The sequence below is a fragment of the Trinickia camelliae genome (assembly GCF_053525655.1).
In genome coordinates this window covers 12,940-34,905 of the sequence record NZ_JBCHAA010000006.1, presented here as the reverse complement: position 1 = coordinate 34,905, position 21,966 = coordinate 12,940, and the positions used below count along the sequence as shown (strand labels likewise).

At 62.0% G+C, this 21,966-nt stretch carries 23 protein-coding genes and 1 tRNA gene; 23 read left to right on the top strand and 1 reads right to left on the bottom strand.

Annotated elements, in window-relative coordinates:
• The first annotated feature begins 14 nt into the window (after positions 1–14).
• The 23 genes from secG (at position 15) to AAHK20_RS11945 (ending at position 20,979) form a co-directional block, all read left to right on the top strand.
• On the top strand, positions 15–392 hold the full coding sequence (gene secG / locus AAHK20_RS12055; RefSeq protein ID WP_449181686.1) for a preprotein translocase subunit SecG: 378 nt from the start codon (positions 15–17) through the stop codon (positions 390–392).
• Positions 393–506: 114 nt separating this feature from the next.
• Positions 507–591 (top strand) — tRNA-Leu (locus AAHK20_RS12050).
• A gap of 157 nt (positions 592–748) precedes the next feature.
• The gene (locus tag AAHK20_RS12045) at positions 749–1,108 is read left to right on the top strand and encodes an NADH-quinone oxidoreductase subunit A (protein WP_136898726.1); all 360 of its coding nucleotides are present in this window, start codon (positions 749–751) and stop codon (positions 1,106–1,108) included.
• A gap of 62 nt (positions 1,109–1,170) precedes the next feature.
• Positions 1,171–1,650, top strand: coding sequence for a NuoB/complex I 20 kDa subunit family protein (locus AAHK20_RS12040; RefSeq protein ID WP_006052903.1), 480 nt, complete (start codon positions 1,171–1,173; stop codon positions 1,648–1,650).
• Positions 1,651–1,672: 22 nt separating this feature from the next.
• Positions 1,673–2,275 (top strand): NADH-quinone oxidoreductase subunit C, encoded by a 603-nt coding sequence (locus AAHK20_RS12035; RefSeq protein ID WP_449181685.1) that lies wholly within the window; start codon positions 1,673–1,675, stop codon positions 2,273–2,275.
• 9 nt (positions 2,276–2,284) lie between these two features.
• Positions 2,285–3,538 carry an NADH-quinone oxidoreductase subunit D gene (locus tag AAHK20_RS12030; protein WP_449181684.1) on the top strand — a complete coding sequence of 418 codons (1,254 nt, stop codon included), beginning with the start codon at positions 2,285–2,287 and terminating at the stop codon, positions 3,536–3,538.
• Between the two features lie 172 nt (positions 3,539–3,710).
• Positions 3,711–4,196: an NADH-quinone oxidoreductase subunit NuoE gene (gene nuoE / locus AAHK20_RS12025; RefSeq protein WP_449181683.1), complete on the top strand. Its 486-nt coding sequence runs from the start codon at positions 3,711–3,713 to the stop codon at positions 4,194–4,196.
• Positions 4,193–5,521, top strand: coding sequence for an NADH-quinone oxidoreductase subunit NuoF (gene nuoF / locus AAHK20_RS12020; RefSeq protein WP_449181682.1), 1,329 nt, complete (start codon positions 4,193–4,195; stop codon positions 5,519–5,521). The genes nuoE and nuoF overlap by 4 nt, the downstream gene beginning before the upstream one ends.
• A 152-nt stretch (positions 5,522–5,673) precedes the next feature.
• On the top strand, positions 5,674–8,013 hold the full coding sequence (gene nuoG, locus AAHK20_RS12015) for an NADH-quinone oxidoreductase subunit NuoG (protein WP_449181681.1): 2,340 nt from the start codon (positions 5,674–5,676) through the stop codon (positions 8,011–8,013).
• A complete protein-coding gene (gene nuoH / locus AAHK20_RS12010) occupies positions 8,014–9,078 on the top strand; it encodes an NADH-quinone oxidoreductase subunit NuoH (RefSeq protein WP_449181680.1) in 1,065 nt (354 codons plus the stop codon).
• 15 nt (positions 9,079–9,093) lie between these two features.
• Positions 9,094–9,582, top strand: a complete 489-nt coding sequence (gene nuoI, locus AAHK20_RS12005) for an NADH-quinone oxidoreductase subunit NuoI (protein ID WP_449181679.1) — start codon at positions 9,094–9,096, stop codon at positions 9,580–9,582.
• A gap of 200 nt (positions 9,583–9,782) precedes the next feature.
• Positions 9,783–10,475 carry an NADH-quinone oxidoreductase subunit J gene (locus AAHK20_RS12000; RefSeq protein ID WP_449181678.1) on the top strand — a complete coding sequence of 231 codons (693 nt, stop codon included), beginning with the start codon at positions 9,783–9,785 and terminating at the stop codon, positions 10,473–10,475.
• Between the two features lie 17 nt (positions 10,476–10,492).
• Positions 10,493–10,798, top strand: a complete 306-nt coding sequence (nuoK, locus tag AAHK20_RS11995; RefSeq protein ID WP_006052894.1) for an NADH-quinone oxidoreductase subunit NuoK — start codon at positions 10,493–10,495, stop codon at positions 10,796–10,798.
• 17 nt (positions 10,799–10,815) lie between these two features.
• Complete coding sequence (gene nuoL, locus AAHK20_RS11990) at positions 10,816–12,888, top strand: NADH-quinone oxidoreductase subunit L (RefSeq protein ID WP_449181677.1); 2,073 nt, start codon at positions 10,816–10,818, stop codon at positions 12,886–12,888.
• 14 nt (positions 12,889–12,902) lie between these two features.
• Positions 12,903–14,396 carry an NADH-quinone oxidoreductase subunit M gene (locus AAHK20_RS11985; protein WP_449181676.1) on the top strand — a complete coding sequence of 498 codons (1,494 nt, stop codon included), beginning with the start codon at positions 12,903–12,905 and terminating at the stop codon, positions 14,394–14,396.
• A gap of 25 nt (positions 14,397–14,421) precedes the next feature.
• On the top strand, positions 14,422–15,900 hold the full coding sequence (nuoN, locus tag AAHK20_RS11980; protein WP_449181675.1) for an NADH-quinone oxidoreductase subunit NuoN: 1,479 nt from the start codon (positions 14,422–14,424) through the stop codon (positions 15,898–15,900).
• On the top strand, positions 15,900–16,196 hold the full coding sequence (locus AAHK20_RS11975) for a DUF2818 family protein (RefSeq protein WP_449181674.1): 297 nt from the start codon (positions 15,900–15,902) through the stop codon (positions 16,194–16,196). The genes nuoN and AAHK20_RS11975 overlap by 1 nt, the downstream gene beginning before the upstream one ends.
• 47 nt (positions 16,197–16,243) lie before the next feature.
• Positions 16,244–16,834, top strand: coding sequence for an NUDIX domain-containing protein (locus AAHK20_RS11970; protein WP_449181673.1), 591 nt, complete (start codon positions 16,244–16,246; stop codon positions 16,832–16,834).
• Positions 16,835–17,168: 334 nt separating this feature from the next.
• Positions 17,169–17,594 carry a DUF1178 family protein gene (locus AAHK20_RS11965; protein ID WP_449181672.1) on the top strand — a complete coding sequence of 142 codons (426 nt, stop codon included), beginning with the start codon at positions 17,169–17,171 and terminating at the stop codon, positions 17,592–17,594.
• Positions 17,595–17,641: 47 nt separating this feature from the next.
• Positions 17,642–18,838: an acyl-CoA dehydrogenase family protein gene (locus AAHK20_RS11960; protein WP_449181671.1), complete on the top strand. Its 1,197-nt coding sequence runs from the start codon at positions 17,642–17,644 to the stop codon at positions 18,836–18,838.
• 10 nt (positions 18,839–18,848) lie between these two features.
• Entirely contained in the window at positions 18,849–19,976 is a 1,128-nt protein-coding gene (locus AAHK20_RS11955) for an acyl-CoA dehydrogenase family protein (protein ID WP_449181670.1), read from the top strand.
• 41 nt (positions 19,977–20,017) lie between these two features.
• Entirely contained in the window at positions 20,018–20,476 is a 459-nt protein-coding gene (locus tag AAHK20_RS11950) for a MaoC family dehydratase (RefSeq protein ID WP_449181669.1), read from the top strand.
• Positions 20,473–20,979, top strand: coding sequence for a MaoC family dehydratase (locus AAHK20_RS11945; protein WP_449181668.1), 507 nt, complete (start codon positions 20,473–20,475; stop codon positions 20,977–20,979). The genes AAHK20_RS11950 and AAHK20_RS11945 overlap by 4 nt, the downstream gene beginning before the upstream one ends.
• Before the next feature lie 83 nt (positions 20,980–21,062).
• On the opposite strand, the gene AAHK20_RS11940 is transcribed toward AAHK20_RS11945, so the two are convergent.
• The gene (locus tag AAHK20_RS11940; protein ID WP_449181667.1) at positions 21,063–21,755 is read right to left on the bottom strand and encodes a glutathione binding-like protein; all 693 of its coding nucleotides are present in this window, start codon (positions 21,753–21,755) and stop codon (positions 21,063–21,065) included.
• Positions 21,756–21,966: the final 211 nt, after the last annotated feature.

Here is a 21,966-nt window from a genome sequence, read left to right as displayed (position 1 = left end):
CTCGGGTGAGCGCAATGCTGTATTTGAAAACGTTGATCATCGTCGTCCAGTTGCTGTCGGCGCTTGGGGTCATCGGCCTCGTGCTGCTTCAGCACGGCAAGGGTGCCGATATGGGGGCTGCGTTCGGCAGCGGCGCGTCGGGCAGTTTGTTCGGCGCGACGGGGTCGGCGAACTTCTTGTCGCGTACGACGGCCGTCCTCGCGGCGATCTTCTTCGTGACGACGTTGGCGCTGACCTACCTCGGTTCGTACAAGTCGAAGCCCTCGGTTGGCGTGCTCGGCGACGTGCCGGCGGCGTCCGTTGCGGCATCGGCTGCTTCGATTCCGGCCGCGGCTTCGGTGCCGGTTGCAGCGTCGTCGGCATCGGCTCCTGGCCAAAACGTGCCGAAATAAAAAATTTCGTTCAAAACGCATTTGTGCGTTGAACAATCTGTTTAGACAGGTTAGAATTTAAGTCTTGAAGCGATTCGTGGTTTAAATAAGTTGTTTTCCCGGATTGCAGGTAGTGCCGACGTGGTGAAATTGGTAGACACGCTATCTTGAGGGGGTAGTGGCGAAAGCTGTGCGAGTTCGAGTCTCGCCGTCGGCACCAAAGTTATCCAATGCCAGCCGCATGCATCGCTTCGGCTGGCATTGTCACTTCTGGCTCCAGCCTTGCGGCTTCCTTGCGATGCTGAGTTGGATGAAGTGATTTCCCGTTAGGGTGTACACTCCCGGCGGAATTCAGAACCAACCAATTGAGGACAGTCTTGAACCTCGCAGCCTATTTCCCCGTCTTGTTGTTTCTCCTCGTGGGCACTGGTTTAGGCGTAGCGCTGGTCAGCATTGGTAAGATCCTCGGCCCCAATAAGCCTGACAATCAAAAGAACGCGCCGTACGAATGCGGCTTCGAAGCGTTCGAAGATGCGCGCATGAAGTTCGATGTGCGCTACTACCTCGTTGCAATCCTGTTCATCATTTTCGATCTTGAGACCGCGTTCCTGTTTCCGTGGGGTGTGGCCCTGCGCGATATCGGCTGGCCGGGCTTCTTGGCGATGATGATTTTTCTGCTCGAATTCCTGTTGGGCTTTGCCTATATCTGGAAGAAAGGCGGCCTCGACTGGGAGTGACGGGCTAATCGCCGGTTTGCGTGGGCGGCCACTCTCCGCCGCCCGTCTGGAGTGGAAAGCAAATGAGTATCGAAGGGGTCTTGAAGGAAGGGTTTGTCACCACTACGGCTGACAAGCTGATCAACTGGACGCGCACCGGCTCGCTGTGGCCGATGACGTTCGGTCTCGCGTGTTGCGCGGTCGAGATGATGCATGCGGGCGCAGCCCGTTACGACCTTGACCGTTTCGGGGTCGTGTTCCGTCCCAGCCCGCGTCAGTCGGACGTGATGATCGTGGCCGGCACGCTGTGCAACAAGATGGCGCCGGCGCTGCGCAAGGTCTACGACCAGATGGCCGAGCCGCGCTGGGTGATCTCGATGGGCTCGTGCGCCAATGGCGGCGGCTACTATCACTATTCGTACTCGGTGGTGCGCGGTTGCGACCGGATCGTGCCGGTCGACGTCTACGTGCCGGGCTGCCCGCCGACGGCCGAGGCGCTTGTCTACGGTGTGATCCAGTTGCAAGCGAAGATCCGCCGAACCAACACCATCGCTCGTCAATAAGGCCTGAGCCTTCCCCCACAATATGGCAAGCAAACTCGAGACCCTCAAAGCGAACCTCGAGGCGGCTTTTGGCGGCCGCCTTGCAAGCATCACGGAATCGATCGGTGAACTGACGATCGTCGTGAAGGCAAGCGAATACCTCGAAATCGCGAAGCGTCTGCGCGACGACCGCACGCTCGGCTTCGAACAGCTGATCGATCTGTGCGGCGTCGACTATCAAACTTACGGCGATGGCGCCTATGACGGCCCGCGCTTCGCAGCGGTGCTGCATCTGCTGTCGATCTCGAACAACTGGCGTCTGCGCGTGCGCGTGTTCGCGCCGGACGACGAAGTGCCGATCGTCGCATCGGTCGTCGATATCTGGAATTCGGCGAACTGGTACGAGCGCGAAGCGTTCGACCTGTACGGCATCGTCTTCGAAGGCCACCCGGACCTGCGCCGCATCCTGACTGATTACGGCTTTATCGGCCATCCGTTCCGCAAGGATTTCCCGGTCTCCGGCTACGTCGAAATGCGTTACGACCCGGATGAGAAACGCGTCGTCTACCAGCCGGTGACGATCGAGCCGCGCGAAATCACGCCGCGCGTGATCCGCGAGGATCACTATGGCGGTCTGAAACACTAAGAGGACGCCATGGCAGAAATCAAAAACTACACGCTCAACTTCGGCCCGCAGCACCCGGCAGCGCACGGCGTGCTGCGCCTCGTGCTCGAACTCGACGGCGAAGTGATTCAACGTGCCGATCCGCACATCGGCCTTCTGCACCGCGCGACCGAAAAACTCGCCGAAACCAAGACGTTCATTCAATCCGTGCCGTACATGGACCGTCTCGACTACGTGTCGATGATGGTGAACGAACACGGTTATGTGCTCGCGATCGAAAAGCTGCTCGGCATCGATGTGCCGATCCGCGCGCAGTACATTCGCGTCCTGTTCGACGAAGTCACGCGCGTGCTGAACCACCTGATGTGGATCGGCGCGCACGCGCTCGACGTCGGCGCGATGGCGGTGTTTCTGTACGCGTTCCGTGAGCGTGAAGACTTGATGGACGTGTATGAAGCGGTGTCCGGCGCACGGATGCACGCGGCGTACTATCGTCCGGGCGGTGTCTATCGCGATCTGCCTGACGCGATGCCGCAATACAAGGCGTCCAAAATCCATAACGCGAAGGCGTTGTCGAAGATGAACGAAGCGCGCCAAGGGTCGCTGCTCGACTTCATCGACGATTTCTTCACGCGCTTCCCGACCTGCGTCGACGAATACGAAACGCTCCTGACCGACAACCGGATCTGGAAGCAGCGTCTCGTCGGCATCGGCGTGGTGAGCCCGGAGCGTGCGATGCAGCTCGGTTTGACTGGCGCAATGCTGCGCGGCTCGGGCATCGAGTGGGATTTGCGCAAGAAGCAACCGTACGAGGTGTACGATCGTCTCGATTTCGACATCCCCGTGGGCGTAAATGGCGATTGCTATGACCGTTATCTGGTGCGCGTCGAAGAAATGCGCCAGTCGACGCGTATTGCGAAGCAATGTATTGAGTGGCTGCGGAAGAATCCTGGCCCGGTGATGACCGACAATCACAAGGTTGCCCCGCCGCATCGTGAAGGCATGAAGACGAACATGGAGGATCTGATCCACCATTTCAAGCTCTTCACCGAAGGTTTCCACGTGCCGGAAGGCGAGGCATACGCAGCCGTCGAACATCCGAAGGGCGAGTTCGGCATCTATCTGATCTCGGACGGTGCGAACAAGCCGTATCGCCTGAAGATTCGTGCGCCGGGGTATGCGCACCTGTCCGCGCTCGACGAAATGGCGCGGGGCCACATGATCGCCGACGCTGTGACGATCATCGGTACGCAAGACATCGTGTTCGGGGAAGTCGACCGTTAAGCCGTTTCGCGATGCCGGCCGGCAACGGCGGGTGTCGCAAGCGGCAAGTCCGCTCGCGGGGCGACGCGAAGCTCGCGGTCCCGCCAGGAGCCAAGAGGAGCGCTAGGTCTGTCGCATGAATGATCGGCGACAGGTTTTCGTTCGGTAGGAATTGAAAGAGTCGTGTCTGAAAATGATCTCAGCTGAAGGCCTGAAAGAAATCGATCGTGCGATCGCGAAGTATCCCGCCGATCAGAAACAGTCCGCCGTGATGTCGGCGTTGGCCGTTGCTCAAGAGGAGCACGGCTGGCTGTCGCCGGAAATCATGCAATACGTGGCGGACTATCTCGGCATGCCTGCGGTTGCCGTGCAGGAAGTCGCGACGTTCTACACGATGTATGAGACGGCGCCTGTCGGCAAATACAAGATCACACTCTGCACGAATCTGCCGTGCCAGCTCGGCCCGGACGGCGGCTCGGAAAGCGCTGCCGAATATTTGAAGAAGAAGCTCGGCATCGACTTCGGCGAAACCACGGCCGACGGCAAGTTCACCCTGAAAGAGGGTGAGTGCATGGGTTCGTGTGGCGACGCGCCGGTGCTGCTCGTGAACAACCATCGCATGTGCAGCTTCATGAGCCGCGAAAAGATCGACCAATTGCTGGAGGAACTTTCGAAATGACGTCTCTCCACGATCGTCACATCAAACCGCTGATTCTCGCCGGCCTGAACGGCGACAACTGGCACCTCGAAGATTACGTGGCGCGCGGCGGTTACGCCCAGCTGCGCCGCATTCTCGAAGAAAAGATTCCGCCCGAGCAGGTCATCGCCGACGTCAAGGCGTCGGGTCTGCGCGGCCGCGGCGGTGCGGGCTTCCCGACGGGCTTGAAGTGGAGCTTCATGCCGCGTCAGTTCCCGGGACAGAAATACCTCGTCTGCAATTCGGACGAAGGCGAACCGGGCACGTTCAAAGACCGCGACATCTTGCGCTGGAACCCGCATTCCCTGATCGAGGGTATGGCGATCGGCGCGTACGCGATGGGCATCACGGTCGGCTACAACTACATCCACGGCGAGATCTTCGAGACCTATAAGCGTTTCGAAGAGGCGCTCGAAGAAGCGCGCCGCGCGGGCTTCCTCGGTGACAACATCCTCGGCTCCGGGTTCTCGTTCGAGCTGCACGCGCATCACGGTTACGGCGCCTATATCTGCGGCGAAGAAACCGCGCTGCTCGAATCGCTCGAAGGCAAGAAGGGCCAGCCGCGCTTCAAGCCGCCGTTCCCGGCGAGCTTCGGCGTCTACGGCAAGCCGACGACGATCAACAACACCGAAACGTTCGCCGCTGTGCCGTTCCTGCTGTCGATCGGGCCGCAGGCGTATCTCGAACTCGGCAAGCCGAACAACGGTGGCACGAAGATCTTCTCGGTGTCGGGCGACGTCGAGCGTCCGGGCAACTACGAAGTACCGCTCGGCACGCCGTTCGCGACGCTCATGGAGCTCGCCGGCGGCATGCGCGGCGGCAAGAAGATCAAGGCCGTCATTCCTGGCGGCTCGTCGGCGCCGGTCGTGCCGGGCGACATCATGATGCAGACCGATCTCGACTACGACTCGATCGCGAAGGCCGGCTCGATGCTCGGCTCGGGCGCGGTGATCGTGATGGACGAAACGCGCTGCATGGTGCGCTCGCTCTTGCGCCTGTCGTACTTCTACTATGAAGAATCGTGTGGCCAGTGCACGCCGTGCCGTGAAGGCACCGGCTGGCTCTATCGCGTCGTGCATCGCATCGAGCACGGCCAGGGCCGCAAGGAAGACCTCGATCTGCTGAATTCGGTCGCGGAAAACATCATGGGCCGCACGATCTGCGCGCTCGGCGATGCAGCGGCAATGCCGGTGCGCGGGATGTTGAAGCACTACTGGGACGAATTCGCGTACCACGTCGAGCACAAGCATTGCCTCGTCGGCGGCCATGCGGGCGCTCCGGCATCGGCCGAAGCGATTCTCGCGTAATACGTGGCGGCTTTTGGCGGTAGGCAGTAGGCGGTTCGAGCAGTACCCCACGCACGGAATTCATTGCGACATTGAACGGCTCGACGGCAATCCGCAGGGCCTGCATTGAGCGAATGATTGAGCGGTAAATAGGTTAAGGACCATTCACCATCATGGTTGAACTTGAAATAGACGGCAAGAAGGTCGAGGTGGCCGAAGGCAGCATGGTGATCCAGGCTGCGCATAAGGTCGACACGTACATTCCTCACTTCTGCTATCACAAGAAGCTCTCCATCGCGGCCAACTGCCGGATGTGTCTCGTCGATGTCGAGAAAATGCCGAAGGCCGTGCCCGCATGTGCGACGCCGGTCTCGCAAGGCATGATCGTCCATACGAAGTCCGACAAGGCGGTGAAGGCTCAGCAATCGGTGATGGAGTTCCTGCTGATCAATCACCCGCTCGATTGCCCGATCTGCGACCAAGGCGGCGAATGCCAGCTGCAGGATCTCGCGGTCGGCTACGGCAAGTCGTCGTCGCGCTACAACGAAGAAAAGCGCGTCGTGTTTCATAAGAATGTCGGTCCGCTGATCTCGATGGAAGAGATGACGCGCTGCATTCACTGCACGCGCTGCGTGCGCTTCGGTCAGGAAATCGCCGGCGTGATGGAGCTCGGCATGCTGGGCCGTGGCGAGCACTCCGAGATTACGTCCTTCGTCGGCAAGTCCGTCGACTCCGAGCTGTCGGGCAACATGATCGACCTGTGCCCGGTCGGCGCGCTCACGAGCAAGCCGTTCCGCTACAGCGCGCGTACGTGGGAACTGTCGCGCCGCAAGTCGGTGAGCCCGCATGATTCGGTCGGCGCGAATCTCGTCGTCCAAGTGAAGAACAATCGCGTGATGCGCGTGCTGCCGTTCGAGAACGAAGCGATCAACGAGTGCTGGATCTCCGATAAAGACCGCTTCTCGTACGAAGGCCTGAATAGCGACGAGCGCCTCACGCAGCCGATGATCAAGCAAGGCGGCCAGTGGATCGAAACCGACTGGCAGACTGCGCTCGAATACGTCGCCAAGGGCATCAAGGGCATTACCGCGGACCACGGCGCGAAGGCGCTGGCGGCGCTCGCGAGCCCGCATAGCACGGTCGAAGAGCTGTTCCTCGTGAAGCAGCTTGCCGCTGCGATCGGTACGCCGAACGTCGACTTCCGTCTGCGCCAGGCCGATTTCTCGGCGACGTCGGAAGGCGCGCCGTGGCTCGGCGTGAAGCTGGCCGATCTGTCGAAGGTCGATGCCGCGTTCGTGATCGGCTCGTTCCTGCGCCGCGATCATCCGCTCGTGGCCGCGCGCCTGCGCCAAGCCGCGAAGGGCGGCGCGAAGGTGCATTTCCTGAACGCAACCAGCGACGATTCGCTGATCCCGACCGCGAAGCGCATCGCCGCCGCGCCGTCGGCATGGCTCGACGAGCTCGCGGGCGTGGCTGCCGCCGTCGCGCAAGCGCGCGGCGTGGCGCTGCCCGAAGCATTCAGCTCGGCTCAAGCATCGGACGCTGCGAAGGAAGTCGCCGCGGCGCTCGCAGCCGGTGAACTGCGCGTCGTGCTGCTCGGCAACGGCGCTGTGCGTCACCCCGAGTTCGCGCGCATTTACGCGGCGGCTCAATGGATCGCCGAAAACACGGGCGCTACGCTCGGCTTCGCGACCGAAGCAGCGAATACGGTCGGTGCCCATGTGGCCGGCGCACTGCCGGGCGAGGGTGGCTTGAACGCACGCGAAGTGTTCGAGCAGCCGCGCAAGGGCTACCTGCTGCTCAACGTCGAACCCGAGTTCGACACCGCGAATCCGGCGCAAGCGCTGGCCGCGCTGAACCAGGCGGAAATGGTCGTGATGCTGTCGGCGTTCAAGCACGGCACCGATTACGCCGACGTGCTGCTGCCGATCGCTCCGTTCACGGAAACGGCCGGTGCGTTCGTCAACGCGGAAGGCACGGTGCAGTCGTTCAATGGCGTCGTGCGTCCGCTCGGCGAAACGCGTCCCGCATGGAAGGTGTTGCGTGTGCTCGGCAGCCTGCTCGGCTTGCCTGGCTTCGAATACGACACGGCGGAAGAAGTGCGCACGGCCGCGCTTGGCGAGGGTGAAATCGCCGCGCGCCTGTCGAATCGCACGAGCGCTGCAGTCGCACGTGCGAACGGCGCCGCGCCGAAGGCCGCAGACGGCAAGTTCGAGCGCATCGCCGACGTGCCGATTTACCACGCCGACCCGCTCGTGCGCCGTGCGCCGTCGCTGCATCTGACGGCCGCTGCACGCGCCGCGAACGCGATCGGCCTGCCGGCCGCGTTGTTCGACAAGCTGGCGTTGAAGGATGGCGACGCGGTGCGCGTGCGTCAGGGTGACCGCGAGGTGCAAGCGCCCGCGGTGCGCGAGGCAAATCTTGCCGCAGACGTTGTCCGAGTATCGGCGGCTACGCCTGCCGGTGCTGCCCTGGGCAGCCTGTTCGGTGAACTGGTGGTGGAGAAGGCGTAAATGAGCTTGTTCGATACGATCAACTCGGGCGGCACTCAGCTTCTCGGCGTGGCATGGCCCACGGTGTGGGCGCTCATCCGGATCCTGGTGGTGTCCGTCGCGATCCTGCTGTGCGTGGCCTACCTGATTCTCTGGGAGCGCAAGCTCATCGGCTGGATGCACGTGCGTCTCGGTCCGAACCGCGTTGGCCCGGCCGGTTTGCTGCAGCCGATCGCCGACGTGCTGAAGCTGCTGCTGAAGGAAGTGATTCGGCCGACGGCCGCAAGCCGTTGGATCTACCTGATCGCGCCGGTCATGGTCGTCGTTCCGGCGTTCGCGGTGTGGGCGGTGATTCCGTTTCAAGCGGGTGCGGTGCTCGGTGATATCAACGCGGGGCTGCTGTACGCGATCGCGATTTCGTCGGTCGGCGTGTACGGCGTGATTCTGGCAGGCTGGGCGTCGAACTCGAAGTACGCATTCCTTGGCGCGATGCGCGCCGCGGCGCAGATGGTGTCGTACGAAATCTCGATGGGCTTTGCGCTCGTCGTTGTGCTGATGACCTCGGGCAGCCTGAACCTGTCGGATATCGTGACGTCGCAAGAGCGTGGTCTCTTCGCGAGCTACGGCGTGAATTTCCTGTCGTGGAACTGGCTGCCGCTGTTGCCGGTGTTCGCCGTCTACTTCATCTCGGGCATTGCCGAAACGAACCGCCACCCGTTCGACGTGGTGGAGGGCGAGTCGGAAATCGTCGCGGGTCACATGATCGATTACTCGGGTATGGCGTTCGCGCTGTTCTTCCTCGGCGAGTACATCAACATGATCGTGATCTCGGCGCTGACGGCCACGATGTTCCTCGGCGGCTGGAGCGCGCCGTTCGGCTTCCTGTCGTTCATCCCGGGCATCTTCTGGCTCGTGCTGAAAGTCTTCTTGCTGTTGTCTGTATTCATCTGGGTGCGCGCCACGTTCCCGCGTTACCGCTATGACCAGATCATGCGCTTGGGCTGGAAGGTGTTCCTGCCGGTGTGCGTGGTGTGGGTGATCGTGGTCGGGTTCTGGATCATGTCGCCGTTGAATATCTGGAAATAAAGGGCGGACGAGAACATGACCGCAATCCAAAACTTCTTCAAGACGTTCTTTCTGACCGAGCTGCTCAAGGGCTTGGCGCTGACCGGACGCTATACGTTCAAGCGCAAGTTCACGGTGCAGTTCCCGGAAGAAAAGACGCCGATCTCGCCGCGTTTCCGCGGGCTGCACGCGCTGCGCCGCTACGAAAACGGCGAAGAGCGCTGCATCGCATGCAAGCTGTGCGAAGCGGTGTGCCCGGCGATGGCCATCACGATCGAGTCGGAAACGCGCGCGGACAACACGCGCCGCACGACGCGCTACGACATCGACCTGACCAAGTGCATTTTCTGCGGTTTCTGTGAGGAAAGCTGCCCGGTCGATTCGATCGTCGAGACGCAGATCCTCGAGTACCACGGCGAGAAGCGGGGCGACCTGTACTTCACGAAGGACATGCTGCTGGCAGTCGGCGATCGCTACGAAACCGAGATCGCGGCGGCCAAGGCGGCCGATGCGCCTTACCGTTGAGCCGCGCGTCGGAAGGGCTCGTTTAAACGCTTTAGCTTGACCGTTTTTGGTTTGATGCTGCCGGCTCGAAGGCCGTGCGCCGCGGGGCGATCTGTGTGTGCCGTGGCGCGAAAATCGTCGTGCCAGCTGTACGGCAGGGCGGATGCCTCAAGCCAAAGAACCACCATGCCTGTCGATGGGCTAACGATGAACCGGTAATCATGGAATTCACGACCGTACTGTTCTACATCTTCGCTGCGCTCCTGACGGTGTCAGGGCTGAAGGTGATCACCTCGCGCAACCCGGTTGCCGCTGCGCTCTTCCTCGTGCTCGCGTTCTTCAACGCGGCAGCCATCTGGATGCTGCTGCAGGCCGAATTCCTCGCGATCCTGCTGGTGCTCGTCTACGTCGGCGCGGTGATGGTGTTGTTCCTGTTCGTCGTGATGATGCTGGACATCAATCTCGACATCCTGCGCAAGGATTTCCGGCGCTTCGTGCCGATGGCGACGCTGGTCGGCGCGATTATCGTGATCGAAACGGCACTGATCCTGTGGCACGGCTACGGCGCGACGTCCACGCCGGTGCACGACCTCTCGGCAAGCGTGGCCGGTGCGACGAGCGCGATGCCGAACACGCGCCTCATCGGCAAGGTCATCTACACCGACTACATCTTCGCGTTTGAAATCGCCGGCCTCGTGCTGCTTGTCGCGATCATCGCCGCCGTCGCGCTGACCGCACGCCAAGGCAAGGACAGCAAGCGTCAGCGCGTGTCGCAACAGGTCAAGGTGCGTCGCGAAGACCGCGTGCGCCTCGTGAAGATGCCGGTGGAGAAGGAGCTGCCGGTTGTGCCGGAAGCGTCCGCAGCAGCCGCACCGGGCAACGCTGGCGCCGGCACGGTCGGCAACAAGGCCTGAGCGCACTGGAGAAAAATATGTTGACCCTTGCTCACTACCTCGTGCTCGGTGCGATCCTGTTTGCGATCAGCATCGTCGGTATTTTCCTGAACCGCCGCAACGTCATCATCATCCTGATGGCGATCGAATTGATGCTGCTGGCGGTGAACACCAATTTCGTCGCGTTCTCGCATTACCTCGGCGATGTGCACGGCCAGATCTTCGTGTTCTTCGTGCTCACGGTGGCCGCGGCTGAAGCCGCGATCGGCCTCGCGATTCTGGTGACTCTGTTCCGTAGTCTCGACACGATCAATGTCGAAGACCTCGATCAGCTCAAAGGTTAAATTCAGGCACAGCTGTTATGTCAACGACACTTAATGAAAACCTGCTGCTGGCGGTTCCGCTCGCACCGCTCGCCGGCTCGCTGATTGCGGGGCTGTTCGGCAAGACGGTAGGGCGCAAGGGGAGCCACCGGGTCACGATCCTGGGTGTGTTCATTTCGTTCATCCTGTCGGCGATGGTGTTCGTCGACGTGCTGAACGGCGCGAGCTTCAACGCGACGGTCTACGAATGGATGAACGTCGGCTCGGTGAAGCTCGAAGTCGGCTTCCTGGTCGACACGCTGACCGCGATGATGATGTGCGTCGTGACCTTCGTGTCGCTGATGGTGCACATCTACACGATCGGCTACATGGCCGAAGACGACGGCTACGAGCGCTTCTTCTCGTACATCTCGCTCTTCACGTTCTCGATGCTGATGCTCGTGATGAGCAACAACTTCCTGCAGCTGTTCTTCGGCTGGGAAGCGGTGGGCCTCGTGTCGTACCTGCTGATCGGCTTCTACTTCACGCGTGAGAGCGCGATCTACGCGAACATGAAGGCGTTCCTCGTGAACCGCGTGGGCGATTTCGGCTTCCTGCTCGGCATCGGCCTGATCTTCGCGTACGGCGGTTCGCTGAATTACACGGACGTGTTCGCAAAGAGCCATGATTTGGCGGCGCTGTCGTTCCCGGGTACGAGCTGGGGCCTCCTGACGGTTGCCTGCATCTGCTTGTTCATCGGCGCGATGGGTAAGTCGGCACAGTTCCCGCTGCACGTGTGGCTGCCCGACTCGATGGAAGGCCCGACGCCGATCTCCGCGCTGATTCACGCGGCGACCATGGTGACGGCCGGCATCTTCATGGTGACGCGCATGTCGCCGCTGTTCGAACTGTCGGATACGGCACTGTCGTTCATTATGGTGATCGGCGCGATCACCGCGCTCTTCATGGGCTTCCTCGGCATCGTCCAGAACGACATCAAGCGCGTCGTCGCCTATTCGACGCTCTCGCAGCTCGGCTACATGACCGTTGCGCTTGGAGCGTCGGCCTACTCGGTCGCCGTGTTCCACCTGATGACGCACGCGTTCTTCAAGGCGCTGCTGTTCCTCGGCGCGGGCTCGGTCATCATCGGCATGCACCACGATCAGGACATGCGCAACATGGGCGGCCTGCGCAAGTACATGCCGATCACCTGGATCACGTCGCTGGTCGGTTCGCTGGCGCTGATCGGCACGCCGTTCTTCGCGGGTTTCTATTCGAAGGACTCGATCATCGATGCGGTGAAGCTCTCGCATCTGCCGGGTTCGGGCTTCGCGTATTTCGCGGTCGTGGCGAGCGTGTTCGTCACCGCGCTGTACTCGTTCCGTATGTACTTCATGGTGTTCCACGGTGAAGAGCGCTTCCGCGGTCCGAAGCACCCTGACTCGCCGCTGGGCGCGGAAGCGGCGTTGCACGCGGCGCACGGCCATGGTCATGACGACCACGGCCATGGCCACGGTCACGACGACCACGCGCACGAGCCGCATGAGACGCCGTGGGTCGTGTGGGTGCCGCTGGTGCTGCTGGCGATTCCGTCGGTGGTGATCGGTGCGATCGCAATCGGTCCGATGCTGTTCGGCGACTTCTTCCAGCACGGCGTGGCGTCCAGCCAGGTGATCTTCATCGGCGAGAACCATCCGGCGCTGCATGAGATGGCCGACGAGTTCCACGGCTGGGTGGCGATGGGCCTGCACTCGGTGTCGGGCCTGCCGGTATGGCTCGCGCTCGCAGGCGTGGTCACTGCCTGGTTCCTGTACCTGAAGCGTCCGGATCTGCCGGCGGTGATTCGCCGCGCGTTCGGCCCGATCTACACGCTGCTCGACAACAAGTACTACATGGACAAGATCAACGACCTCGTGTTTGCCAAGGGTGCTGTGGCGATCGGCCGTGGCCTCTGGAAAGAGGGCGATGTCGTGGTCATCGACGGTATCGTCAACGGAAGCGCGCGCTTCATCGGCTGGTTCGCGAGCGTGATCCGCTTCCTCCAATCCGGTTACATCTATCACTACGCGTTCGCCATGATTATCGGCATGTTGGGGCTCCTGACCCTGTTTGTAACGCTCGGCGGCAAATAAGGCGGGGGATACTAATGCACTCTTTTCCGATTCTCAGTGTCGCGATTTGGTTGCCGATCGTTTTCGGCCTCGCTGTTCTCGCTATTGGTTCCGATAGGAACCCCGCACCGGCGCGCTGGCTTGCGCTGATCGGTTCGATTCTCGGTCTGCTCGTCACGTTGCCGCTTATCACCGGCTTCGATTCGAGCACCGCCGCGCTGCAGTTCGTCGAGCAGGCGAACTGGATCGAGCGCTTCCATATCACGTACCACCTCGGCGTCGACGGCATCTCGATGTGGTTCGTGGTGCTGACCGCGCTGATCACGGTGATCGTCGTGATTGCCGGCTGGGAAGTGATCACCGAACACGTGTCGCAGTACCTCGCCGCGTTCCTGATCCTCTCGGGGATCATGGTCGGCGTGTTCTCGGCGGCTGACGGCATGCTGTTCTACGTGTTCTTCGAAGCGACCCTGATCCCGATGTACATCATCATCGGCGTGTGGGGCGGTGCGAACCGCGTCTATGCGGCGTTCAAGTTCTTCCTGTACACGCTGGCCGGCTCGCTCCTGATGCTGGTTGGTTTGATTTATCTGTATGTTCAGACCGGCACGTTCGATCTCGCCGCTTGGCAGAACGCACCGATCGCGATGACGCCTCAGGTGTTGCTATTCATTGCCTTCTTCCTCGCATTCGCGGTGAAGGTGCCAATGTGGCCGGTGCACACGTGGTTGCCGGACGCGCACGTGGAAGCACCGACGGGCGGCTCGGTCGTGCTGGCGGCGATCATGCTGAAGCTCGGCGCGTACGGTTTCCTGCGCTTCTCGCTGCCGATCACGCCTGACGCGAGCCACACGCTGGCGCCGATCGTCATCGCGCTGTCGCTGATCGCGGTGATCTACATCGGTCTCGTCGCGATGGTGCAGGCCGACATGAAGAAGCTGGTCGCGTATTCGTCGATTGCGCACATGGGCTTCGTCACGCTCGGTTTCTTCATCTTCAACCAGATGGGCGTCGAAGGCGCGATCGTGCAGATGATCTCGCACGGCTTCGTGTCGGGCGCGATGTTCCTTTGCATCGGCGTGCTGTACGACCGCATGCACTCGCGTCAGATCGCCGACTACGGCGGCGTGGTCAACGTGATGCCGAAGTTCGCGGCGTTCGTGATGTTGTTCGCGATGGCGAACTGCGGCCTGCCGGGTACCTCCGGTTTCGTCGGCGAGTTCATGGTGATCCTGGCGTCTGTCGGCTACAACTTCTGGATCGCGTTCGGTGCTGCGTTCACGCTGATTCTCGGCGCGGCCTACACGCTGTGGATGTACAAGCGCGTGTACTTCGGCAAGGTGACGAACGATCACGTGGCGAAGCTCACGGACATCAGCCGCCGCGAGTTCTTCATTCTGGGCGTGCTGGCGGCGCTGACGCTGTTCATGGGCCTGTATCCGAAGCCCTTCACCGATGTGATGCACGTCTCCGTGGAAAATCTCCTCGCCCACGTCGCGCAGTCGAAGCTGCCGCCGTTGTCACAGTAAGAGAGAGCAGAGGAACTTAAAGATCATGCAAAACGCTTCTATGTCTGCTCTGGGTCCTGATGCGCTGATCATGGCCGCGATCGTCGTGGCCTGGCTGAACGACACGTTCGTCGGCGCATCCGGCCGTCGCTTGACGTATTTGATCGCGGTCGTGTCGTCGGTGATCGCGGGCATCTGGTTCGCGGCGCTTTCGTTCGACTCGCAGACGCTGTATTTCTATTCGCGGATGTATGTGGTCGATTCGTTCGCGAGCGCGATGAAGGCGGTGGTGTCGCTCGGTTTCGCCGTGACACTCATCTACTCGCGCAAGTATCTTGAGGATCGAGACCTGTTCCGTGGCGACTTCATGCTGCTCGGGATGTTCTCGCTGCTCGGCCAGCTCGTGATGATCTCGGGCAACAACTTCCTGACGCTGTACCTCGGCCTCGAGCTGATGTCGCTGTCGCTGTATGCGGCGATCGCGCTGCGCCGCGATGCGTCGCAGTCGAACGAAGCGGCGATGAAGTACTACGTGCTCGGCGCGTTGGCTTCCGGTTTCCTGCTGTACGGCATCTCGATGCTGTATGGCGCGACCGGCTCGCTCGACCTGAAGGAAGTGCTGACGGCAGTGGCTTCGGGCCGCATCAACGACATCGTGCTGCTGTTCGGCGTGATCTTCATCGTTGCCGGTATCGCGTTCAAGATGGGCGCCGTGCCGTTCCACATGTGGGTGCCGGACGTCTACCACGGCGCGCCTACGGCGATGACGCTGCTCGTCGGCGGCGGCCCGAAGGTCGCGGCGTTCGCATGGGGCCTGCGCTTCCTCGTGATGGGTCTGCTGCCGCTCGCAGTCGACTGGCAGCAAATGCTCGTGATTCTGGCGGCGCTGTCGATGATCGTCGGTAACATCACCGGTATCGTCCAGCGCAACGTCAAGCGGATGCTCGCTTACTCGGCGATCTCGAACATGGGCTTCGTGCTGCTCGGCCTGCTCGCGGGCGTGGTCGACGGCAAGACTGGCGGCATGGCCGGCGCGTACGGTTCGGCGATGTTCTACAGCATCGTGTACCTGATCACGACGCTCGGTTCGTTCGGCGTGGTGATGCTGCTCGCGCGCCGTGAGTTCGAAGCCGATTCGCTCGACGACTTCAAGGGCTTGAACAAGCGCAGCCCGGTCTTCGCGTTCGTGATGATGGTGATGATGTTCTCGCTGGCCGGCATTCCGCCGACCGTCGGCTTCTACGCGAAGCTCGCCGTGCTGCAATCGGCGATGAACGCCGGCCTCACGTGGCTGTCGGTGCTTGCCGTGGTGACGTCGCTGTTTGGCGCGTTCTACTACCTGCGTATCGTCAAGCTGATGTACTTCGACGTGCCGCAAGACACGACGCCGATCGCCGGCGATACGTGCAAGCGCGTCGTGCTCGCACTGAACGGTGTCGCCGTGCTGGTGCTCGGCATCATTCCGGGCCCGCTCATGACCGTCTGCCTGAACGCGATCACGCATACGCTGCCTGTGGCGCTGTAATGTCGGCAGCAGGCTGGTTTATCGTGCTGTTGGCGCTCGTGGGCGCCAACTTGCCGTTTCTGAATCAGAAGCTCTTTGCCGTCGTGCCGCTCAAGTCGACGAAAAAGAGTGCTTGGATTCGCATCGGCGAAATGATCGTGCTGTATTTTCTGGTTGGCGCGCTCGGCTTCATGCTCGAAGCGCGCGCCGGCAACCGCTTCGAGCAGGGCTGGCAGTTCTACGCGATCACGTTCAGCCTGTTCGTCGTTTTCGCGTTTCCCGGCTTCACTTTTCAATATCTCGTCAAACGCCGCTGATGGCTCTACGCCATCGCGCGTCCTGGCCGTCTCTCTGAGGATGCACCATGGCTGAACTGCCCAACCACGATGCCGCGCTCACCGAGACGTGCGTCGAAAGCAACACGATCCACGCCGGTTCTTTCCTGACACTCAAGCGCGACACCGTGCGCCTGCCGGACGGCAAGCACGCGACGCGCGAATACGTCCAGCATCCGGGCGCGGTGATGGTGATCCCGCTCTTCGACGATGGCCGCGTGCTGATGGAAAGCCAATATCGCTATCCGATCGGCAAGGTGATGACCGAGTATCCGGCGGGCAAGCTCGATCCGAATGAGGGCGCGCTGGCCTGTGCAAAGCGCGAGCTGCGCGAGGAGACCGGCTATACGGCGCGCGAGTACGTGTATCTGACGCGCATTCACCCGATCATTTCGTACTCGACCGAATTCATCGATATCTATCTTGCGCGCGGCCTGACGGCGGGCGAGCGCAAGCTCGACGACGGCGAGTTTCTCGAGACGTTCACCGTCGATCTTTCTCAAGTGATGGAGTGGGTGCGCACGGGCAAGATCAGCGACGTGAAGACGATTATCGGCACGTTCTGGCTCGAGAAGGCGCTCTCCGGCACGTGGCCGCTTGGAGAAGTGCAGCCGGGTTGAGTACGACTGGCTAGCGCGAGGGTTATTCGTTGGCGGCAAATCAGCGCGGCAACAAGAGACGGCGGATGATCCCGCCGTTTTTTATTGGCGCCGAAGCTCCACCGTCATAGTGCATTGCCCCGGAACCGCACGATCTGGACCGATTTTCCCCGAACCTGTCATCGTGCCGTCACCGTCGGCGCGATCTCGCGCGAAGCGCTAAAATCCCCCACGCACGTCGATTTTCTCTACGCGTTCAGCGTCCGGCAGTCCTCGTCGCGATCTCCCGATAAATTTACGAACGATCGTTCACAAATTTTAATTTTGCGCTACACTCAAGCGCAAGCCCTGACTCATGAAGGTTCTCGACTTACAGTGTCCGCATGGCCATCGGTTCGAAGGCTGGTTTGCTTCCGCCGATGACTTCGAATCGCAGTTGTCCCGCAAGCTCGTCGAATGTCCGATCTGCGGTGCGACCGAGGTGAGCCGCATGCCGTCCGCGCCCCGTCTCAATCTGTCGGGCGCGAGCGAGGCGCAGCCCGCGGCGGATACAGCTGAATGGCAGGCCCGCGCGATGCGTGCATTGCGCGAGGTGCTCGAGAAAACCGAGAACGTGGGCGAGCGCTTTGCCGAGGAAGCGCGGCGCATTCACTACAACGAAGCGCCCGCGCGCAGCATTCGCGGCGTCACGACGCCGGAGGATGCGAAAGCCTTGGTCGAAGAGGGCATCGACGTGATGCCGCTGCCGGTCCCGACCGCACTGAAAGAGTCGCTGCAATAGCGCAGCGTCATCCTGGCGGCGAACGGCGCGGCCAGGAGACACTGCGTATGAATCTCGACTACACCCCCGCCGAAGACGCGTTCCGCGTCGAAATCCGCGCGTGGCTCGAGGCGAATCTGCCTGCCGAGCTTGGCGCCAAAGTCCTCAATCACAAACGCTTGTCGCGCGACGACATCGCGAGCTGGCATCAGCGGCTCGGCACGCGCGGCTGGTCTGCGCCTGCGTGGCCTGTCGAATACGGCGGCCCCGGCTGGAACGCGACGCAGCGTCATATTTGGGAAGAGGAATGCGCTCGCGTCGGAGCGCCGCCGGTGCTGCCGTTCGGCGTATCGATGGTCGCGCCTGTGCTGATGAAGTACGGCAGCGAGGCACAGAAACGCCACTATTTGCCGCGCATTCTCGATGGCACTGACTGGTGGTGCCAGGGCTATTCGGAGCCCGGCTCGGGCTCCGATCTAGCGTCGCTGCGCACGCGGGCCGAGCGCTTCGGCGATCACTATGTCGTCAATGGGCAGAAGACCTGGACGACGCTTGGCCAGCACGCCGACATGATGTTCTGCCTCGTGCGTACCGATAGCGGTGCGAAGAAGCAGGAGGGCATCTCGTTCCTGCTGATCGACATGAAGACGCCGGGCATCACGGTGCGTCCGATCATCACGCTCGACGAAGATCACGAAGTCAACGAAGTGTTCTTCGAGGACGTGAAGGTGCCGGTCGAGAACCTCGTCGGCGAGGAGAATCGCGGCTGGACTTACGCGAAGTATCTGCTTGGTCACGAGCGCACGGGTATCGCGGCGGTCGGCCGCTCGAAGCGCGAACTCGTGTTCCTGAAGCGCCTTGCGCGCGAGCAGAAGAAAAACGGCAAGCCGCTGATCGAGGATCCGTCGTTCGGCGCCAAGGTCGCCGCGCTCGAGATCGAGCTGATGGCGCTCGACGTGACCGTGCAGCGCGTCGTCAGCAACGAGGCGAGCGGGCGCGGGCCGGGGCCCGAGGCGTCGATGCTGAAGATCAAGGGCACCGAGATCCAGCAGGGGTTGACCGAGCTGATGTTCGAAGCGGCCGGGCCGCTGGCGGCGGCGTTCGACGTGCCGTTCCTCGAAGGCGAACGCGAGCACAGCCTTGCCGGCGACGACGATGCCGCGCCGCTTGCCGCGTACTACTTCAACTACCGCAAGACGTCGATTTACGGCGGCTCGAACGAAATTCAGAAGAACATCATCGCGCAGATGATTCTCGGCCTTTGAGGAGCGTTGCATGGACTTCACCTTCACCGAAGAACAGCAGCAATTCGCCGACGCGCTGCGTCGCTATCTCGAGAAGAACTACAGCTTCGAAACACGGCAGGCGATCGTGCGTTCGGAGGCGGGCGTTTCGGCTACGCACTGGAGCGCCTTTACGGAGCTCGGTCTGACGGCGTTGCCGGTGCCGGAAGCGCAGGGCGGCTTCGGCGGCAGCGCGATCGACATGCTCGTCGTCATGCAGGAGTTGGGGCGCGGGCTCGTCGTCGAGCCGTATTGGGCGACGGCGGTCGGCATCGAGGCGCTGCGCCTCGCTGGCACCGGCGATGGGGCCGACGCGCAATTGCTCGAACGCGCCGGCGCGGGCGAGATCAAGCTCGCTGTCGCGTTTCACGAGCCGCATGCGCGCTACGACTTGTTCGACCTTGCGACGGTCGCTGAAGCGAGCGGAAATCAATTCGCGCTGACCGGTTGCAAATCGATCGTGCAGCACGGCGCACAAGCGGACTACTGGATCGTGCCGGCGCGCCTGGACGGCGAAATCGCGCTGTTCGTCGTGTCGCGCGATGCGGCGCACGCGGAAGTCGCCGAATACCGCACGATCGACGGCCAGCGCGCCGCGACGCTCACGTTCGCGAATACGCCGGCCCGCCGGCTCGCTGGCCTGCACGCGGGCGCGGCGACACTCGAGCACATCGCCGACTACGGCATCGTGTTGCTGTGCGCGGAAGCGATCGGCACGCTCGACGCGCTGAACCACGCAACGCTCGAATACACGAAAACGCGCCAGCAGTTCGGCGTGCCAATCGCGCGCTTCCAGGCGCTGCAGCACCGCATGGTCGACATGCTGATCCACACGGAGCAGGCTCGTTCGCTCGCGTATCTGGCCGCGGTCCGCTACGCGAGCCGCGATGCCGACGAGCGCCGCCGCGCGGTGTCGGCGGCGAAGGTTCGCATCGGACAAGCCGCGCGCTTCGTCGGCCAGCAAGCGGTGCAATTGCACGGCGGCATGGGCGTGACGAATGAAGTCGCGGCGGCGCACTGGTTCAAGCGGCTCGCGATCATCGAGACGACGCTCGGCGACGTCGATCATCACCTCGCGCGCTTCGCGGCGCTGCCTGGTTTCGCGACGGCCGACGCGTGAGCGCCCGAGCCGACGACGTACCTCTACGAAGGAGCAGAACGATGGGTACCACGTACGAAGACTTTGAAGTCGGCACGACAGTCGACATCGGCAAGCATACGTTTAGCGCCGATGAAATCATCCGCTTCGGCGAGCAATTCGATCCGCAACCGTTCCATGTGGACGAGGAGGCCGCGAAGGCGTCCCCGTTCGGCGGCCTGATCGCGAGCGGCTGGCATACGTGTTCGGTCATGATGGGGCTCATCGTGCGCAACACGCTGGGCGGCTCGACTTCGATGGGCTCGCCCGGTGTCGACGAAATCCGCTGGATCAAGCCGGTGCGCGAAGGCGACACGATCCTGATGAAGAACACCGTGCTCGACAAGCGCGTGTCCGAAAGCCGCCCTGACCGCGGCATCGTGTCGATCCAATGGGAAGGCATCAATCAGAAAGGCGAGACCGTCATCACCGTGCGTTCGAAGGTGATTTTCGGGCTGCGCAATCCGGGAGGCGCAGCATGACGCGCGAGGCGCCCGTTTCAACAGAAGATGCGATCGTCGAGCTGGCCGATGCGAGCGCGCTGCGTTCGCTCATCGGCGCGGCGCCGTTGACGAGCGGCTGGGTGGCTATCGATCAAGCCCGCGTCAACCTGTTTGCGGACGCTACCGGCGATCATCAGTGGATTCATGTCGACCCTGAGCGTGCCGCGCGCGAATCGCCGTTCGGCGGAGCGGTCGCGCATGGATTTCTGACGTTGTCGCTGGTGCCTGCGCTGCTCGAGAAGACCGTCGCGATGCGGCAGCGCATGGGCGTCAACTACGGGCTCAATCGCGTGCGCTTCACGGCGCCGGTGCCGGTGGGTTCGCGTGTGCGGGCGCGCTTTCAGGTGGAGGGCGTGACCGATGTGGACGGCGGCGGCGTGCAAGTCATTTGGAATGTGACGCTCGAAGCCGAGAGCGGTGCCGCGGGTACGGGCGACAAGCCGGTTTGCGTCGCCGAGTTCATCACTCGGCATTATTTCTAGGCTGTTTTCACCGCTTTCTTTAAGCTGCGGCGAGCAGCACGTTCAAGCCGCTCGCCATTCATCCAGCGTCGCGCGCTGCCCGCTCAATGCCGCGCGTATTGCGTCGCGCCGAATAGCACTTCCTTTGCTTTGTCGTCGAACGACGGCTTGCGCACCGACGCGAGCACTTCGACCGCGCGCTGCACCGCGGGCCGCGCTGCAATTGCTTCATGCCAGCGCTTCACGTTCGGGAAATCGTCGAGCTCGACACCTTGGTTCTTCCACGAGCGCGTCCACGGAAAGCTCGCGATGTCGGCGATCGAGAAATCGTTGCCCGCGAGATATTGCGTCTTGCCGAGCTGCGTATCCATCACGCCGTACAGGCGCTTCGTCTCGTTCGTATAGCGGTTGACCGCGTATTCGATCTGCTCGGGCGCGTAGAGGCGGAAATGGTGCGTCTGGCCGAACATCGGACCGATGCCGCCCATCTGGAACATCAGCCATTGCAGCGTCGCGTAGCGGGCGATGGGATCGGCAGGAAGAAATTTGCCGGTCTTCTCGGCCAGATAGATCAGGATCGCGCCCGACTCGAACAACGACAGCGGCTTGCCGCCAGGGCCTTCCGAATCGACGATCGCCGGGATCTTGTTGTTCGGGCTGATCGCGAGGAACTCAGGCGTGAACTGGTCGCCGGCGCCGATGTCGATGGGGTGCACGTTGTAAGCGAGGCCCGTCTCCTCGAGCATGATGTGAACCTTATGGCCGTTCGGGGTCGCCCAGCTATAGACGTCGATCATCGTGGCTCCTTGTCTTTTCCATAAAGAAGGCGCCGCACGCGCGGCGCCGAAAGTATCGAAAAATTAGAGCATAGATCGCAGCATGCTGCTGACGGCCCCGAAAACCCCGTCTGGCATCCGGGGCTTTCAGCCGCGATCGGCCGCTTTGGGGGGTGATGTAGCGCGCGAGTTCGAGCTTCGCGATCGCGTTGCGGTGCACTTCGTCGGGGCC

Excerpts from the sequence above, each read along its gene's own strand:
- secG (WP_449181686.1), top strand. The coding sequence starts at position 15 with ATGCTGTATTTGAAAACGTTGATCATCGTCGTCCAGTTGCTGTCGGCG.
- AAHK20_RS12040 (WP_006052903.1), top strand. The coding sequence starts at position 1,171 with ATGAGTATCGAAGGGGTCTTGAAGGAAGGGTTTGTCACCACTACGGCT.
- AAHK20_RS12035 (WP_449181685.1), top strand. The coding sequence starts at position 1,673 with ATGGCAAGCAAACTCGAGACCCTCAAAGCGAACCTCGAGGCGGCTTTT.
- AAHK20_RS12030 (WP_449181684.1), top strand. The coding sequence starts at position 2,285 with ATGGCAGAAATCAAAAACTACACGCTCAACTTCGGCCCGCAGCACCCG.
- nuoE (WP_449181683.1), top strand. The coding sequence starts at position 3,711 with ATGATCTCAGCTGAAGGCCTGAAAGAAATCGATCGTGCGATCGCGAAG.
- nuoF (WP_449181682.1), top strand. The coding sequence starts at position 4,193 with ATGACGTCTCTCCACGATCGTCACATCAAACCGCTGATTCTCGCCGGC.
- nuoG (WP_449181681.1), top strand. The coding sequence starts at position 5,674 with ATGGTTGAACTTGAAATAGACGGCAAGAAGGTCGAGGTGGCCGAAGGC.
- nuoH (WP_449181680.1), top strand. The coding sequence starts at position 8,014 with ATGAGCTTGTTCGATACGATCAACTCGGGCGGCACTCAGCTTCTCGGC.
- nuoI (WP_449181679.1), top strand. The coding sequence starts at position 9,094 with ATGACCGCAATCCAAAACTTCTTCAAGACGTTCTTTCTGACCGAGCTG.
- AAHK20_RS12000 (WP_449181678.1), top strand. The coding sequence starts at position 9,783 with ATGGAATTCACGACCGTACTGTTCTACATCTTCGCTGCGCTCCTGACG.
- nuoK (WP_006052894.1), top strand. The coding sequence starts at position 10,493 with ATGTTGACCCTTGCTCACTACCTCGTGCTCGGTGCGATCCTGTTTGCG.
- nuoL (WP_449181677.1), top strand. The coding sequence starts at position 10,816 with ATGTCAACGACACTTAATGAAAACCTGCTGCTGGCGGTTCCGCTCGCA.
- AAHK20_RS11985 (WP_449181676.1), top strand. The coding sequence starts at position 12,903 with ATGCACTCTTTTCCGATTCTCAGTGTCGCGATTTGGTTGCCGATCGTT.
- nuoN (WP_449181675.1), top strand. The coding sequence starts at position 14,422 with ATGCAAAACGCTTCTATGTCTGCTCTGGGTCCTGATGCGCTGATCATG.
- AAHK20_RS11975 (WP_449181674.1), top strand. The coding sequence starts at position 15,900 with ATGTCGGCAGCAGGCTGGTTTATCGTGCTGTTGGCGCTCGTGGGCGCC.
- AAHK20_RS11970 (WP_449181673.1), top strand. The coding sequence starts at position 16,244 with ATGGCTGAACTGCCCAACCACGATGCCGCGCTCACCGAGACGTGCGTC.
- AAHK20_RS11965 (WP_449181672.1), top strand. The coding sequence starts at position 17,169 with ATGAAGGTTCTCGACTTACAGTGTCCGCATGGCCATCGGTTCGAAGGC.
- AAHK20_RS11960 (WP_449181671.1), top strand. The coding sequence starts at position 17,642 with ATGAATCTCGACTACACCCCCGCCGAAGACGCGTTCCGCGTCGAAATC.
- AAHK20_RS11955 (WP_449181670.1), top strand. The coding sequence starts at position 18,849 with ATGGACTTCACCTTCACCGAAGAACAGCAGCAATTCGCCGACGCGCTG.
- AAHK20_RS11950 (WP_449181669.1), top strand. The coding sequence starts at position 20,018 with ATGGGTACCACGTACGAAGACTTTGAAGTCGGCACGACAGTCGACATC.
- AAHK20_RS11945 (WP_449181668.1), top strand. The coding sequence starts at position 20,473 with ATGACGCGCGAGGCGCCCGTTTCAACAGAAGATGCGATCGTCGAGCTG.
- AAHK20_RS11940 (WP_449181667.1), bottom strand. The coding sequence starts at position 21,755 with ATGATCGACGTCTATAGCTGGGCGACCCCGAACGGCCATAAGGTTCAC.